Annotated in this window: 15 protein-coding genes; 7 read left to right on the forward strand and 8 right to left on the reverse strand. The window is 54.5% G+C overall.

What is annotated here, in order from left to right:
• Positions 1 to 42 precede the first annotated feature (42 nt).
• From MOST_RS05510 to MOST_RS05540, 7 genes are read left to right on the forward strand one after another with little or no spacing between them, the layout of a single operon-like run.
• Complete coding sequence (locus tag MOST_RS05510) at positions 43 to 1,683, forward strand: sodium:solute symporter family protein (RefSeq protein ID WP_054935988.1); 1,641 nt, start codon at positions 43 to 45, stop codon at positions 1,681 to 1,683.
• 42 nt (positions 1,684 to 1,725) lie between these two features.
• The gene (locus MOST_RS05515; RefSeq protein WP_054935989.1) at positions 1,726 to 2,364 is read left to right on the forward strand and encodes a flavodoxin family protein; all 639 of its coding nucleotides are present in this window, start codon (positions 1,726 to 1,728) and stop codon (positions 2,362 to 2,364) included.
• Positions 2,365 to 2,386: 22 nt separating this feature from the next.
• Positions 2,387 to 2,812 (forward strand): 4Fe-4S dicluster domain-containing protein, encoded by a 426-nt coding sequence (locus MOST_RS05520; protein ID WP_054935990.1) that lies wholly within the window; start codon positions 2,387 to 2,389, stop codon positions 2,810 to 2,812.
• A gap of 12 nt (positions 2,813 to 2,824) precedes the next feature.
• On the forward strand, positions 2,825 to 4,243 hold the full coding sequence (locus MOST_RS05525; RefSeq protein WP_054935991.1) for a hypothetical protein: 1,419 nt from the start codon (positions 2,825 to 2,827) through the stop codon (positions 4,241 to 4,243).
• On the forward strand, positions 4,231 to 5,511 hold the full coding sequence (locus MOST_RS05530) for an NAD(P)/FAD-dependent oxidoreductase (RefSeq protein ID WP_054935992.1): 1,281 nt from the start codon (positions 4,231 to 4,233) through the stop codon (positions 5,509 to 5,511). Before MOST_RS05525 ends, MOST_RS05530 begins: the two co-directional genes overlap by 13 nt.
• Positions 5,501 to 7,612 (forward strand): molybdopterin-containing oxidoreductase family protein, encoded by a 2,112-nt coding sequence (locus tag MOST_RS05535; protein WP_054935993.1) that lies wholly within the window; start codon positions 5,501 to 5,503, stop codon positions 7,610 to 7,612. Before MOST_RS05530 ends, MOST_RS05535 begins: the two co-directional genes overlap by 11 nt.
• Positions 7,609 to 8,136, forward strand: a complete 528-nt coding sequence (locus MOST_RS05540) for a 4Fe-4S dicluster domain-containing protein (protein ID WP_054935994.1) — start codon at positions 7,609 to 7,611, stop codon at positions 8,134 to 8,136. The genes MOST_RS05535 and MOST_RS05540 overlap by 4 nt, the downstream gene beginning before the upstream one ends.
• A gap of 68 nt (positions 8,137 to 8,204) precedes the next feature.
• On the opposite strand, the gene MOST_RS05545 is transcribed toward MOST_RS05540, so the two are convergent.
• The 8 genes from MOST_RS05545 to MOST_RS05580 all read right to left on the reverse strand — a co-directional run bounded on the left by MOST_RS05545 (position 8,205) and on the right by MOST_RS05580 (position 15,158).
• The gene (locus MOST_RS05545) at positions 8,205 to 8,999 is read right to left on the reverse strand and encodes an ABC transporter permease (RefSeq protein WP_054935995.1); all 795 of its coding nucleotides are present in this window, start codon (positions 8,997 to 8,999) and stop codon (positions 8,205 to 8,207) included.
• Between the two features lie 13 nt (positions 9,000 to 9,012).
• Positions 9,013 to 10,008, reverse strand: coding sequence for an ATP-binding cassette domain-containing protein (locus MOST_RS05550; RefSeq protein WP_054935996.1), 996 nt, complete (start codon positions 10,006 to 10,008; stop codon positions 9,013 to 9,015).
• 194 nt (positions 10,009 to 10,202) lie between these two features.
• A complete protein-coding gene (locus tag MOST_RS05555) occupies positions 10,203 to 10,592 on the reverse strand; it encodes a NusG domain II-containing protein (RefSeq protein ID WP_054935997.1) in 390 nt (129 codons plus the stop codon).
• Entirely contained in the window at positions 10,582 to 11,112 is a 531-nt protein-coding gene (locus tag MOST_RS05560; RefSeq protein ID WP_054935998.1) for a Gx transporter family protein, read from the reverse strand. Before MOST_RS05560 ends, MOST_RS05555 begins: the two co-directional genes overlap by 11 nt.
• A complete protein-coding gene (locus MOST_RS05565; RefSeq protein WP_129588666.1) occupies positions 11,099 to 12,142 on the reverse strand; it encodes an FAD:protein FMN transferase in 1,044 nt (347 codons plus the stop codon). Before MOST_RS05565 ends, MOST_RS05560 begins: the two co-directional genes overlap by 14 nt.
• 58 nt (positions 12,143 to 12,200) lie before the next feature.
• Positions 12,201 to 13,394, reverse strand: a complete 1,194-nt coding sequence (locus MOST_RS05570) for an FMN-binding protein (RefSeq protein WP_054936000.1) — start codon at positions 13,392 to 13,394, stop codon at positions 12,201 to 12,203.
• Between the two features lie 75 nt (positions 13,395 to 13,469).
• Positions 13,470 to 13,811 carry a VcrB family reductive dehalogenase putative membrane anchor gene (locus MOST_RS05575; RefSeq protein WP_054936001.1) on the reverse strand — a complete coding sequence of 114 codons (342 nt, stop codon included), beginning with the start codon at positions 13,809 to 13,811 and terminating at the stop codon, positions 13,470 to 13,472.
• Positions 13,812 to 13,823: 12 nt separating this feature from the next.
• Positions 13,824 to 15,158: a 4Fe-4S double cluster binding domain-containing protein gene (locus MOST_RS05580; protein ID WP_054936053.1), complete on the reverse strand. Its 1,335-nt coding sequence runs from the start codon at positions 15,156 to 15,158 to the stop codon at positions 13,824 to 13,826.
• Between the last annotated feature and the right edge of the window lie 11 nt (positions 15,159 to 15,169).

Genomic DNA, 15,169 nt, shown 5'->3' on the forward strand with positions numbered 1-15,169 from the left:
CGAGCTAGAGGCCCTAGGTCTGAGGGAAAGGGAGGTATGGTAATGAATGCTGCTGGTAGTTGGGTCATTGGGTTAGCCATAGTTTATACGGCCGTCTTGATTTTTCTGGGCAACGTGGTACGCCGTAGAGCCCAGAGCAGCGAAGGCTACTTTGTCGGTGGCCGTTCTTTCCGGCCGTGGATGGTCTTTGTCTGTATCACGGGATTATTCTCCGGCTCCTCATTTATTGCCATTATGGAACTTTCCTATGTAAAAGGCATTTCGGCCGGGTGGTACGGTGTGGCCGAAATGGTCCATGTCCTGATTATTGCCTTGCTTCTCATCGGTAATTTCCGGAAACGGATGATGGTGACCATATCAGGGTTGATTGGCGACCATTTTGGTCGCGTGGCCCTGGGTGTGGCGGGCGCCATTACCGCCTTTACCTTCCCCATGTGGTCGGTGGCTACAACCTTGGCCTTTGCCTCGGCTGTTTCTGCCTTTACCCATATACCTATTACCATGGCGGTAGTTATTACGGCATTGTTATTGCTAATTTATCTCCAGTCCGGCGGGATGTGGTCGGTAGTGGTCACCCAGACGGCCAATAACATCATGTTTGCCATTATGTTTATTATAGGGGGCATAGCCTTCTTTATCAAACCCGGCTTCAGCGGCCTGGCCCAGCTGGCGGCTAGCAAGCCGGCCATGTTCAGCCTGGACGGGGTGGGTTTGCAGTTAATCATCGCCTGGTTTGCCACCTTTTTAATTAACGTACTTTTGGCTCAGGCAGCCTTCCAGATGGCCCTCTCCTGCCGGACGGTGGAGGAAGGGCGTAAAGGTTTGCTCATGGCCTTTGCCGCCAACATTATCTTTATCTTCTTCGGCGTGCTCTTCGGCCTGGCGGCGGCGGTAGTAGCCCCTGGTGGTACCCGGGGCATGGTACAGGTGCCCCTGTACCTGGCGCAGGTTTTACCGGCTCCCCTGGTAGGCCTCTTTTTCCTTGGTGTCTGGGCCTGTGCCCTGGGGTGGGGTGCCCCCTGCCAGTTTTCCGGGGCCACCAGTCTGGGACGGGACACCATGGCCGCCATTAACCCAAAGATAACCGATGCCCAGAAGGTTTACTACACCAAGGTTTCCCTGGTAGTTTTGACGGTAATGATGATTATTTTTGGCATTCTCCGTAGCGAGCAGGCTGCCTGGTGGAATGTATTTGCCTGGACACTCCGCAACGGGGCGACCTTTGCGCCGGTAGTAGCCGCCCTTTTCTGGCCCCTGGCCACGAAGCGAGCAGCGGTAGCCGCCCTGGCGGCAGGCTTTATCAGCGGTCTCACTTGGTATGCTCTCGGTCACTGGGACCCTGCCAAATTTTACCTCAACATCCACCCGGTATTCTTTGGTATGTCCATGAACATTCTGGCCCTGATAATGGTAACGCTGGTAGAAAAGGCCGGCCAGTGGCAAGTAGGCGGCGAGCTTACAGCTGGGAAGAAGAACTTAGCTATGGGCGCCGGGATACTGACGGCAGCCATGGTACTGCTCCTTGTTACCCGTTTCGGGTGGTTATATAAGATGGGGCTTTTTGGCCTGGTGGCCTTCCTGGTAGTAGTGGGCTGCTTCTGCCTGGTCCTCTCCCTGGTGGGGCCGCGGGAGTTGGAGGAAGATTGTGGGAGCATACCTCAGGAAAGACCGGCGGGTGTATAATTGCAGGGGTAATGTAAGTAGTTTTCGGTGGAGGCAAAAGAAATGGCTTTAGTAGTCGGCTTTAGCGGCAGTCCAATAGTTAATAGTAATCTGGATTTTGTTATCCAGGAAATCCTTGTCGCTACCGGCCTGGAAACAGAGTTTATCAAGCTATCCCGTTACCACCTGCGTCCTTGCCTGGCGTGTTTAAAATGCGCTGCTACCAACAGGTGTGTCCAGCAGGATGGGATGAATGAAATCCTGGCCAAGGTGGAAGCTGCCCGGGGGATTGTCATCGGGGGCTTCCCCACCTTTTTTTCATTAAACGCCTTAACAAAAACTTTTTTAGAGAGGCTTTATCCCCTGAAGCATCGTGTGATGTTAACCCAGGGTAAGTTTGGCATAGCGGTAGCCGGAGGATTTCGCGATGCCACCAGGGTGGAAGAATACCTGAGATACTTTTTTAATTGGTATCGCATGAACCTGGTAGGTAGTATCCAGGTTCCCGGCAATGCTCCCTGTCTTTCTTGCGGGTATGGTGAAGAATGTGCTTATAGCAATGTCCCCTTGTATTATGGGAGCCACGAAATAAAGCCAGAAATGTTTTGCCGGGCCGGTGATAACGAAAGACTGGTGGCCCGGGCAAGGGAGTTGGGAAGAGAATTGGGACGACGGATAGGAGAAAGCACCGGTGAGTCGTAGAAGGGGAACAGGAGTAAAAGCGATGAAACAGTTATTTGTCCGCCCTGAGCGTTGTCTGGCCTGCCTGGCCTGTGAACTGGCCTGTTCTGAAGCCCAGACCCGTACTAATGCTCCAGGTTCTAGCAACAGGCCCCGCCTCCAGGTCCAGCCAGCCGGGGAAGGCGCCTGGCCTGCGGTTTGTGGCCATTGCCAGGACCCGCCTTGCCTCAAAGCCTGTACCAGTGGGGCCATGCATTTTACCCCGGAAGGGGGAGTTGCCAGCGACTGGGAGCAATGTGTCGGCTGCTGGATGTGCGTTACCGTCTGCCCGTTAGGGGCGGTGTTTCCTTTTCCCGGCAAGAGGAAGGCCTGGAAATGTGATTTATGTAGCGGTCGCGGGGAGCCGGCCTGTGCCCATGCCTGTCCTACCGGGGCTTTAATCTACGCTGAAGGGCCGTTTGCAGTGTGAAGGAGGGTTAGCATGTTCAACTCCAAAAATATCCTGGCGGAAACACCCCGGCGCCAGCCTGAAGGGCTCAGGTGCGGTTTTGCGAAGTTGGGCCTGTGTTGTACTCGCTGTCCCCAGGGACCTTGCCGCATTGATCCTTTTGGTTATGGCGCCAGCCTGGGTGCCTGCGGCGCCGGGGCTGATAATCTGGCGGGACGGTCTACTTTAGAAAAGGTCCTGGCCGGTAGTGCCCTTTATTTGGAAGAAAGCTGGCAGCTGGAGACTGCTGTGACAGCTACTATTCCTGCCGGGAAATTAAGCCTGTGGAAAGATAGGGGTGTATGGCCTGGACCAGCAGGGGCCGAGATGGTTTCAGCTTTAGCCCGGGTTGCTCGTCCCGGCAGCAGCAGGCGGGAAGAATTGGAACTCAAGGCCATCCGCGTAGCCCTGGCGGCCTTTTATGCTGGCCTTGATCAACAGGAGAGGCTGTACAATGAAAGCTTCGGTTTAACTTCATTGACTACTGTTCCTGCCGGGCCTGGTCTGTTAAGTCCGGAAGTAGTATCGATCGTTATTGACGGTAGCCGTCCCCACCTGGCGGCAGCAATAAAAAAGCAAATTGCGGCCATGGCTACTCCAATAGACAACTATGGTGCCAGGGGCATCCAGCTTATAGCAGCTGGCCGCGAGGGGGATTATTTAGCCTGGCGGCTGGGGCTGCCTTACCTGGGCAATGAAGCAGTCCTGCGGGAAACTATGGCGGCAGGTCTGGTGGACCTGGTAGCTATAGCAGACACCAGTGGTATCTTACTCCCCTTTCAATTGACCGGCAGCAGGATAAAAGGCGTAAATCTTAATGAAATTAAACCTGATGGTTCCAATTGGGAAGGCCTGGCCCGGGAGTTAATTCGTCAAGCCCTGGCAGCCCATCAGGAAGGCCAGGTAATCTCCAGTAATTTAGCGCTCAAGCCCCACCTCCTCTTGACAGGCTGGTCGCAAGACCGGGTGGAAATGGTGGCAGCAGAAGCCCTGGCCAAAAAGATGCGGGGGATAGCTTTACTTTTCCTTTGTGAAGGTACCCGAGCGGTTGACCTGGCTCGCCAGCTCCTGGAGGAAGGCTTCCTTGTCCTGGCTGGTGGTTGTGGCCTTGACGAATTGATTGCTGCCGGCTATATGGGGCAGGTTTTACATTTAGGCGGTTGCCGGGGCCTGGTCAGGGGACTGGCAGTGGCGGCGGCTGTTGAAGGGAAACTGCCGCTAAAAGTTTATTGGCCGGTTATTGGCTGTAGCCGGGCTTATCCGGGAATAGCCACGGTCATCGCCCATGGGGCTGAAGTTTTCTTAGCCAGACAGATGGCTGATTTTATCAGTCCGGGCACGGCCCGGCTTTTTGGCGCCATTTGCCATCCTGGTTCTACGGCGGAGGAGGTGGCAGCAGGATGGACTACGTAATAGTTGGGAACAGTGCCGCCGCTGTTTTTGCCCTGGAGGCCATCCGCTGCGAGGATCCAGGGGGTAAGATTACGTTAATCTCCGCGGAAACAGGGCCACCATACTCGCGCTGCCTGCTGCCTTATTATCTTGAAGGGCAAATCCAGGAGGAAGGGCTGTGGATCCGGCCTCCTTCTTTCTATGAGGCCCTGGGAATCAGGACCTGCCTGGGCCAGCGGGCTGTTAAAGTGCGGCCGGCCTCCGGGGTGGTAGTCCTGGCCGGCGGCGAAGAAGTTCCTTATGACCGTTTGCTCATTGCTACCGGGGCGGCGGCCAGGATACCGCCCATTCCCGGCCGGGAAGCCCGTGGCGTTTTTACCTTCCGTAACCTGGAAGATGCCCGCCAGTTAAAGTCCTTTGCCATTAAGTGCCGGCAAACCGTCGTTATCGGCGGCGGCCTGGTAGGGGTGGAAGCTGCTGCCGCCCTGCGGAGCTTAGGGCTGGCAGTAACTATTGTTGAGTTTTTACCCTATCTACTGCCCCAGGCTTTAGACGAGCGGGGCGCCGGCCTGGTAGCTGCAGCTTTACGGGCCAAGGGTATCGATTTAGCATTAGGCCGGCAGGTTACAGCCATCCTGGGTGGAGATAAGGTTACCGGCGTCAGCCTGGATGACGGCCGGGTTATCCCCTGCGAACTGGTAGTAGTAGGAGTGGGAGTTAAAACTAACTATGAATTGCTGGCGGATGCCGGTGCGGACATTAATGCCGGGATTATAGTTGATGATCATATGGCTACCAGTTTGCCAGATATTTATGCTGCCGGTGATGTGGCCGAGCATTTCGACCTGGACCGTGGCGAAAGGGGTATAGTGGCCGTTTGGCCGAGTGCTGCCGCCCAGGGCAGGGTGGCTGGATATAATATGGCGGGTTTGCCACGGGAGCACAGGGGATCTTTGGCTGTCAACGCCACGGAAATATGTGGTTTACCCCTGGCCAGTGCCGGCCTGCCGGCAGCTACAGGTGTTGATGATCGCGAGTACTTTACTTTAGACTCAACAACAATGACTTACCGCAAAATTGTTACCAGGAAGGGTCGCCTGGCGGGGATGACTTTAATTGGTGATCTCCGGGAAGCTGGAGTTATAACCGGGCTTATAGCCAGGGGGGCAGTAATAGAGGATCACGAAAAAGAATTTATTCAAGGTAATTTCGGGGTAGCCAGGCTGTGGCAACAATTCCGTAACCCTTCACGGCAAAGGTGGGGGAGGGTAGTGGCCAATGTATACTAATCTATTACCACGCTATATCCGGCCGGCCCGGCGGCAGGAAGTTAGCGGGAGCAGTGAAACCAAAAGATTTGTGCGCAGTGTTTGTGGCCTTTGCAACGGCGGCTGTGGCCTGTTAGTTGCCCTGGATGCCCGGGGGAGGCTGGCGGGTATTTATGGTGACCCGGATAATCCCTGGAATAAAGGGCACATTTGCCCCAAACCCATGGAAACCGCCCAGATTTTAAACAGCCCGGCACGGGTCCTTTATCCCTTAAAAAAGGAGCGGGGCCATTTCCGTCGCCTGAGCTGGGAAGAGGCCGTGGACCTGATTGCCGACCGCTGGGGGCAAGCCAGGAAAAATTACGGCAATGCTGCGGTGGCTGCTATTATTTCTAAAATCGGGGGGTCCCATAGCAAGTTTATTCATGGTATTTTTGCTGAACTCACGGGACTGAGCTCCTATGGCACGTCCCCTATATGCTATGAATCAGAGCGGCGGGCCCGGATTTCCCTTTTTGGCTCAGCTGCAACTCCTAATCCCCTGGCGGATGTAATGGAGGCCAGGCTCTTGCTTTTAGCTGGCAATAACCTGGCCCAGACCAAGGCCGGCCAGTTTCACTGGGTGCAGGAGGCCAGGCGCCGGGGAACCAAAGTTATCGTTATCGATGTCCGCCAGACCGATACGGCCAGGCAGGCGGACCAGTTCCTCCCAATCCGGCCAGGTACTGACGCTGCCCTGGGGCTGGCCCTGCTATACATTATCATTACCCGCGAACTATATGACCGGGAGTTTGTGGCTGGCTTTACCCGGGGTTTTGCCGGCTTGGCTGCAGCCGTCCGGGAATATACACCAGAGTGGGCAGAGGCAATTACCGGAATTCCAGCCGCGGCCATCGAGCAACTGGCCAGGGACCTGGCTAACCTCAAACCGGGTCTTTTTTACCCCGGCCGGGGCTTGGCAACGGTCAGCAATGGGACGGGTGCCCTGCTGGCCTTTGAGGCCTTGATGGCCATTCTAGGTAATATCGGGAAACCCGGGGGCGGGATTATTTCCCACATCGTCGATTATGGTAAAGTCCAAGGTCTAATTCCCCCAGATCTTATATCTAAGCCAGAAAAAAAACGGAATGCGCAAGAATTTTATGAGGCCATGTTAAGGGGAGAGATTAAAGTCCTCTACGTAGCCGGTAATCCGGCCGTTACCTGGCCGGCTTCCCGGCAGATGCGGGCGGCCCTGGAGAAAGTTGACCTGGTAATCAGCCATACCCTTTTAATGGACGATACAGCAACCTGCGCTGATATTGTCCTCCCGGCCACCCACTGGCTCGAGGAAGCTTCAGCCCAGGCCAGTGTTAATCGTGTCCTTCAGTGGCGGGAAGCTGTCCTGGAACCGCCAGGAGAAGCCAAATCGGCAGCTCAATTTTTCCGCCTCCTGGCAGGACGCTTGCATTTACCGGCCGAATATTTCCCACCCGACCCGGCCTCAAGCTGGGAATTGGAGCGCGAGTTTACACCGTCTATCAAGGGCATTACTATCGCGGCCTTGCGTTCTGCTGCCGGCGGGATAAGCTATCCTTTTCCTGCTGGTCAGGAGCCCCACCGGCGCCTATATGAAGACAAGAGCTTCCCAACTCCTTCTGGTAAGGTAGAGCTGGAACAAATTGATGCTAAAATTTTGGGAGCTCGTTATCCTTATTTTCAAGATATCTTGCAAGCTCCCGGGAACAGCCTGGAAAAGGTTACCGATTACCCCTTCCTGCTAAGTACCGCCAAGGTGGCTTATCACTACCATACCCAGTGCCAGTACAGTAGCTGGGCGCGGGATTTGCAAGAACCCTGCCTGGAGATTAATGCTGACCTGGCAGCGGCCCTGGGTATTCGCCCGGGCGAAGAACTTATTGTCGAGACGGCCTATGGAGCCATTACTTTACCTGCCCGCCCGGTACCGGGATTACCACCTAATTGTGTCTTTACCCAGCCCTATTACGGCCAGGCAGTCTTTAGCCGGGAGCCGGCCAATTCCCTCTTCCCGGCTCTTACCGATCCCGTCGGGGGCGGTTTTATGCATAAAAATCTCCAGTGCCGTATATCAAGGGCCCTGCCGGGGAGGGAAGGGAAATGATGGATTATATACTGCTGGTTGATAGTGCTTTATGTATTAACTGCCAGGCCTGCACTATAGCCTGCCGGCAAGCTGGCAGCACCAATTACTCCTTACCCCGCTTGAAGGTGGATGGGAGTCGCCATTATTCCTGCCACCACTGTGAGCAGCCGGCTTGCTGCGCGGTTTGTTCCGGCGGTGCCCTCATTAAAAATAAAGAGGGGATCGTTTTATGGGAGCGGGATAATTGCCTGGGATGCAAATTATGTGTAGCTGCTTGCCCGCACGAGGCCATTAACTACAATTCCCTTTATAATGAGCCTGTGAAATGCACTTTTTGCTGGGAACGGCTGCAAAGAGGAGAGGAACCGGCTTGCAGCGCTGCCTGTACTACAGGAGCGCGCCGCTTTGGTAAAAAAGAAGATATACTGGCTCATTTCAGTAACCGGCAAAAAGAATTAGCCTCCCGGGGGATCAAAGCGGTTGTAGAGGGGCTGGGGGATGGACAGGACGATAAAGTGTTATTCTTGAAAGCTTTAGGATAAATATTGGCTTACCTTACAGTGAAGAATCTATCCTCTAAAGCAGCGGCTTATCACCAGCCGCTTTTATTTTACTCCTGCCGGCTGAAGGACCAGGAGCCCAGGATGCCCAGGAGGAGGGCCAGGCCGGTGACTACGGCCAGGTCAAAGCCGAGGCTGTAATGGACCAGGAATTGCAGCACCCGGGGGTCGGTACCGGTATATATCAGGTGCCTTAAAGCATCAACACCGTAGGTCAGGGGGTCGATTTGCATCAGGAAATTCATCCAGCCGGGCAGGTTGGTCATGGGGAACATGGCACCGCTCAGGAAAAAGAGGGGCATGACCAGGAAGTTCATAAACATCTGGAAGCCTTCCATGGTTGTCATGCGGCTGGCAATGGCGATGCCCAGGAAGGTCAGGCCCAGGGAAATGAGGAACAGGATGCCCAGGAGCTGGAGGATTAGGAGGGGAGTCAGGGATATCTTGATTAAGGGTGCCAGGAGGAGCATGATGGCGGCCTGGATGAGGGCCACGGTGCTGCCTCCCAGGGCTTTACCCAGGGCGGTGGCCCAGCGGGGTACCGGCGCCACCAGGACCTCTTTCAAAAAGCCGAACTCCCGGTCCCAGATGATGGAAACGCCGGAGAAAATGGAGGTAAAGAGGACGGACATCCCCAGGATGCCGGGATAAATGAACTGGACGTAGTTAACGGGGACGCCGGCCGGCACGCCCCGGAAGCCCATAGCCGCCGAGATCCCCTGGCCGACAATGAGCAGGTAAAGGAGTGGCTGGCCGATCATACCGATGATGCGGCTGCGTTCCCGGATGAAGCGGATAAATTCCCGGTACCAGATGGTGTAGATAGCCCGCAGGGCAGGTTGCATGGGATGTTCCTCCTTAGTGCCGCCGGCGGCCGTGGCGGCGGTTCAGGCGCATGAGCTCGGCGGAGGAGATTTTATCTTCCCGTATGGCCCGGCCGGTGAGGTTTAAGAAAACGTCATCCAGGGTGGGGCGCCGCAAGGATATGCTGTTAATCTGCCCCCGGAAATCGGCAGCCACCCGGGGGATAAAGGTAGCACCGTCATCAACCTGCAGGCGCAGGCCTTCTTCGTCTTTAATGACTTTGATGCCGTAGCGGGCGGCAATCTCCTGCTGCAGGCGGCAGTCATCAACAGTCATCATGGTGATCACATCGCCTCCCAGCTGGCGTTTCAGGTTATCCGGCGTATCCAGGGCCTGGATGCGGCCATGGTCAATGATGGCGATGCGGTCACAGTTTTCCGCTTCGTCCATGTAGTGGGTGGTCATAAAGATGGTGATGTTTTTCTCCCGGCGCAGGCGGTGGATGTGCTGCCAGATGGCGCTGCGGGTCTGGGGGTCCAGGCCGACCGTCGGTTCATCCAGGAAAAGAACTTTGGGGTGGTGCAGGAAGCCGCGGGCGATTTCCAGCCGCCGCCGCATGCCGCCGGAAAAGGTGCGGACGATATCCCGGCGGCGCCCGGCCAGATCCACCATGGCCAGTACTTCGTCCATGCGCTCTTTGATGGTCGACCGGGAGAGGCCGTAGAGGAGGCCGTGGAAACGCAAGTTTTCTTCGGCCGTCAGGCGGTCGTCCAGGGAGTTGTCCTGGAAGACCAGGCCGATGGCGCGGCGCACGGCATCCGGCTGGCGGGCAACATCAAAGCCGGCCAGGGTGACCCGGCCGCTGGTGGGCTTGAGCAGGGTACAGAGCATTTTGATGGTGGTCGATTTACCGGCTCCATTTGGCCCCAGGAAGCCGAAGATCTCCCCCTCTTCGACGTTAAAGGTCACCCCGGCGACGGCTTCCAGGCCGTTAAAGCGCTTGACCAGGTCCTGGACAAGGATTATGGGCACGGGATTTCTTCCCTTCATTCTACTTGAAAACTAATTTTATCAATGTATCCAGGCAGAATCAAGAATCAAGTTTCCTTTTGAGTTCTCGAAAGAAAAAGGGGCCAGAATTAACATAAAGCCCCTCAACTGAGACGTAAAATATAAAATAACTTTGCACCTCATTTATCGCCCGTACTCAGCGGGCCACTGGCTATACACATGCCGCAGCGTTTTTAAGGACGAGTTATATCGCCCTTAAATATGCGAATCACCATTTTGTTCGGCATGCAGATGATGGCTTCTCCCGGCCGGGATATGGGGCCCATTTTACTGCAGATGCCCAGGGGGCAAAGTTCCGCGGGCATGGGGAGGATACTGATAGTACCACGGTTAAAAACAACCCGGGCTATACCCCCTCGCTTTAGTGGGACCGCTATCTCCCGGCTATCGTCTGTGGCTAAAAGCCTCCCTGTAGCATATCGTTGGCCTGCCAGGGTTATTTCCCAATAGAGTTCGCCTTCAGGTTCTGGTCGAGCATTAGCCCGTACTATCCATGCAGTAGACCCCAGGACGAGGACTAAAAGCGCTAACGTCAGCAGGGTATTAATTCTTTTAGTGGTCATGTGCTTCACCCCGGTTAATCAGGTAACCCAGGGAGGCCTGCAATTTGTGGGCTATTGTTCCGGTTAAAGCACCAGCCGGGACGGCAAATAAGATCAGTATCGGCAGGTAGTAGAGGATGCCCCTGCCAATAAAGATATAAGCTATCGCCAGCTGGCAGAGGTTGTGGGTGATAGCCCCGGCAACCCCGAGCAGCCGCGGGTCTATTTCTCGATTTACCTGTAGTAAAAGAGCCATAAGGATGGTGCTGCCCGTGCCGCCGGCCAGACTCATCCAGAAAGCCATAGCCAGAAAGTTGCCGCCGAAAAAGGAGGCCAGCAGGATGCGAAGAAGGGTCACCACCAGGGCCGGGCGCCACCCTTCCGTTAGCAGGAGCAGCAACGCTACCACATTGGCCAATCCCAATTTTGCTCCCGGGGGTCCCCATCCCACCAGGAATAGGTTTTCCACCAGGTGTAGAGCTAGGGCCAGCGCCGTAAAGACCCCAATCAGGACCATATTTTGCGTGTCATTTCTGACCACCGGTTTCAACTCCAATTAACTTAAAATCCGGTACTTTCTCTTTTAAATTAGAGGTGGTAAGTATCCGGCCGTCCCGGGTAACTATAATTCCTGCTGCTCTTTCCTTTTGTAGCAGGGCCAAACCTTTTTCCTCCCCCAGAACGTAGACGGCGGTGGCCAGGGCGTCGGCTTTGAAGGAGTCACCAGTTATTACGGTAACGCTGGCAAGAGCTCCCGCAGGCATGCCGGTGGCCGGGTCAATAATGTGGACCAGCTTTTCCCCGTTAATCTCTTTATAGCGGTAGTAGCCGCCGGCCGTGTCTATGGCGAGGTCGGTAACATTTAAAGTAGCCATGATATGGTCTTGCTTAAAGGGGTCCTGGATACCCACCTGCCAGGTTTTTCTTCCGGGTTTGTTCCCCAAGGCGTAGACATGGCCGCCCAGGGTAACCAGGGCGGATTGGACCCCCTCTCTGCGTAGAATGGTGACGGCGCCCCGGGCGGCAAACCCCTTGGCCACCGATCCCAGGTCCAGGCTGGCTCCTTCCCGGGGGAGAAAGACTGTCGTCTTATTGCTATCCAGGATAACCTGCCGGTAGTCCACCAGCTGTAATCTGGACTCGATTTCTCCCCGGGAAGGGAGGTGCCTGTCAGCGGCATCCGGGATGCGCCAGAGATCTACCAGGGGACCAATAGTAACATCCAGCGCTCCTCCGGTTATATCTCCATAGGCAACGGCCTCTTTAATGAGATTGAAGGTCAGTTTATCTACCGGGACCGGCTTTTTTCCCGCCATGGTGTTGATCCGGTAAATGTCGCTACCGGGCTCATAGCGGCTTACCAGGGCATCAACCTTTTTGATGAACGCCAGGGCCTGTTCCAGGGCATGGGGTGAATTTTCACCATAAGCTTTGATGCTAACTACGGTATCCATTAAAAGGTCCGTAACCTGGTAAGGATAGGGCTGTCTTGCTACGTTGCAACCCGTTAGCGAGAGAGAAATCATCAAGACTGTTAGCCAGACCCTGGCTTGTCGCTTTTGTTTAACCATCACCACTATAGCACCCCGGCGTTCTGAAGCAAAACTGCTATTATAGTAAGCATTCCGGCTATGATGAGGGTGTCGAAAAGGGGGTCTTTGCCTCCACCCTGGTCAGGCGCTTTGGCAGCCAATTCACCCATCTCCTTCTTAATTGCACCAGATAATCTAAAATAGCCCCCACTGGACAGAAGAAGCGGCACCAGAAACGGTAAATAATAATACCGACAAAGAGCATGAAAGGTAAAAGCAGCCACTGGGCCGCATTGCCCTCCTGGGCAAAGAGGGGCGCAAAGATTTCATAACTGCTGATACTGGGATTGGCCAGCCAGAAAGCCATTACCAGCGCCCCCCAGGCCAGCATAAGACGCAGGTTTTTCAATTGTTGCACCCGCCGGGGACAAGGTTTATGGGTCAACCGGCCAGCTTTTCCCAGCTGACCTGCAATTTCCATCAGGGCGCCGCACGGGCACAACCAGTAGCAGTAGAGATTGCGGCCGGTAGCAAGGATGATGACGATGATTCCCACGACGAGCAAAAACCAGAAGGGTATTTTTTCCAGCGACGGGATGTTGCCCGCCAGTAAAGTGGCTATATTTCCCAGAGAAACGGGTGATTTTTGCCATAGTCCTATTAAAATCAGGCCGCCCAGTAAAGTGACATACCTTAGCTTGACCATCTTAAATTTATGCAGAATGATCGCCATCAGCAGGAGTGCCAGCAGAGAGTAGTCCTCCAGCGATAGGATAGCTTTCTTATTCGGGGGAACATGCAGGGCTAATTGGCTGGCAGCGATATAGTGGGCACTTTTTTGGACGGCTGCGGCAATGCCGCGGGAAGTATAGGTCGCCCGGGAAACCCCGTCGATATCTTGGCCAACTTCAAAGAAGTCGTTGGCCATTTTGTTTTTAAATTTTTCCAGGTAGTCGGCTGACATTACCCTGGCAAAGAAGGATGGGGTTTCCACATTGCTGGTAACCATAAGATTTTTAACCCTACCCGTGGTGTCAATGAAGGTCAAAACTTCGATAGGGCCGGCGTACCCGGTTGCCCTGGCGCTGCTGATGAAGCCCAGAACCTGCTTCTGGCCCTGGTCATTAATCTTGAAGGCTCGGTAAACAGTACCCGTAAGGTGCTCGAAACCGGCGGCCTCCGGCGCCAGTTCCTGCATCAGTTGTTCATAATTGCTCTCGGTAACTATCTTAAAGTAAAAGATGCTGGTCAGTAAAAGCAATAATAAAAACACGGCCAAATACCTTTTCATGGGGGCGTCCTCTTTTCCCAACATCGATATAAAATTTTAAAGGCCGGAGTCCAGGGATTCCGGCCTCGGCCATAATTATTGGCCTGCCTGGTTTAACCTTGTATCCTTACTTTGTCCCATTGCTTTACTGGCTGGAGCGGGGACTTCATTCTGGCGCAGGTAAAGGATGCGTAAGCCAATCAGTCCCAGGACGGCCACGACGCCGAAAATCATTCCGCCGAGACTAGCGGCCCTGATTTCATACTCGCCGATGCTCAGCCCTACAAAGATAATGCCGAAACCAACCCACACTACCCACACAGCCATCAGCAGGTATTGCAACCAGTTAAACTGCAGGTTTCTTTCGGTCTTGATTTCCCACAGGTACCGGACAAGAAAACCGACTATAACACCGCCAATAAATAATAGCCAGGACATGGCACCGCCTCCTTAAAGTCTCCAGGGAGCAAATCTTTCCAGATCCCGAGGTTTCGGATTTCTACCGTAGAAAAAGTCGTCCAGGGTTTTAAGCAGCCGGGCACCTGCGGGGTTGCGGCCGATGACCCGGCCGGCGCTGTGGACCAGGTTGTCCGGTTTGGAATAGGGGCAAACTGCCGCACAGGTGGCACAACCATACACAAAACGGTACTTAGCACATTTTTTGGCATCAAATTCATAGCGCAGCGTACCATTAACGTTAGTTGGCTCGTTAGCATCAGAAATTGCCCCCGCAGGGCAGTTTTCCGCGCACTTTTTACATGTCTTGCAGAATTCCTGCAGACCAAAATCGATGGGGCGGTCAGGTACCAGCGGCATGTTGGTGGTAACTGCAGCGAGACGGATGTGAGCACCCCAGGGAGAGACAAGCTGGCCATTCCGGCCCAGTTCCCCCAGCCCGGCTTTTACGGCGAACGGTGTCTGTAAAAAGTCTTCGGTGCCAGCTATATACTGGGCCCGGGCGTCATACCCCAGCCCCCGGATAATGCTTTCCAAATAAAGGGGATATATATCGTCGTCACTGCACTCGGTAGCCACGCTGATATTGTTTAGCCCACCCGTATTGGCTTTCGTTCCCTGCAGGTCTTCGAAATTACCGATAACTATGCAGTATTTGTGGGGGTAGGGCCAGGGAATGGGCCGGCCTTCGTCTTTGAAACCTGGAGCGCCACCCCTGAGGGTACCCTGGGTTCGACCGATCTTGTAGAAAAATGGTCTCATGCTCTCGTCTATTTCACAAACACCGATCTGTTCAATGCCATACCACTTGGCTACTTTTTTCAGCTTAGCGGTCATTATTTCGGGCGGGAGTTCCAACTTTTCCTTAGAGATGGGGATTGATTCCCAGCGGCCGGGTCCCAGGTTGACGTGCCATTGATCAGAGGCCATAGTGATGGCGTTTGACCAGAGAAAATCTTCCCGTTGTTGCGGGGTGAATTTAGCCATTAATTTAGCTTTTTCCTCAACAACTTCTTTGATTACCGCGCCCCAATCTCCGGACCAGTCTTTTTGGGCTACACGGCGCACCAGCTGGGCAAAACCGTGTTCCCGTGCGTCTTCAAATGGTTTAATCTCGCCTACTATTTTAGTAGTCCCTATATACCCGGGCCGGTTTTCAATGGTTCTGTAAAAAGCTTTGGGTAATACCTTACGGTATTCGTCGCCGTGGCTGGCCCGTGTCCGGTAAGGGGGGTCGATGTTGGCGGCCCCGGCAGCAAGGGCGACTTCGGGTACGGATGCCACTATCCCTGCCAGGCCCATGGCTTTTAAAAACGTCCTGCGGTCCATTTTAGCCCTCT

The organism is Neomoorella stamsii, from assembly GCF_002995805.1.
Taxonomy (GTDB): domain Bacteria; phylum Bacillota; class DSM-521; order Neomoorellales; family Neomoorellaceae; genus Neomoorella; species Neomoorella stamsii.